The following is a 399-nucleotide window of genomic DNA, read 5'->3' on the forward strand; positions in this document are numbered from 1 at the left end:
GTCTGTCCAGCAGTGGTTCGACGAAGCTGTTGGCCGAGTTGCAGACCATGCCGATGCTGTACGGGCCGGCATAGGCGAGGTGGCCCTGCCGGTCCCAGATCGCCACGGCAGGGCTCGCCGGGATGTGTTCGATGCCGTCGATGGTCGGCAGGTTGATCACCTTGTTGCGCAGCGGCTCAGGCAGTTCGCCGTGGGTACCGGGGCGGCGGATCGCATAGAAGTCGATGCCGGCGCGGCGGTACATGCTGATCAGGTAGCTCAGGTGTGCGCCGGTTTCGCGGTTGCAGACGGCACACGCCGGGTCCCAGAAGTGCACCACGCGGATGCGGCCGGTATCACCGGCCAGATCGGACGGCAGGCGCAGCTGCGAGTCGTCGAAGACGATGGCCTGTTCGGTGA

At 66.2% G+C, this 399-nt stretch carries 1 protein-coding gene; it reads right to left on the bottom strand.

All coding sequences use genetic code 11. From position 1 onward, the window contains the following. On the bottom strand, positions 1-399 hold a 399-nt coding region (locus I6F36_RS39255), incomplete at both ends, for a DUF6436 domain-containing protein (RefSeq protein ID WP_225173325.1).

Origin of the sequence: Bradyrhizobium sp. BRP19 (assembly GCF_020194195.1) — a bacterium.
Lineage (GTDB): Bacteria > Pseudomonadota > Alphaproteobacteria > Rhizobiales > Xanthobacteraceae > Bradyrhizobium > Bradyrhizobium yuanmingense.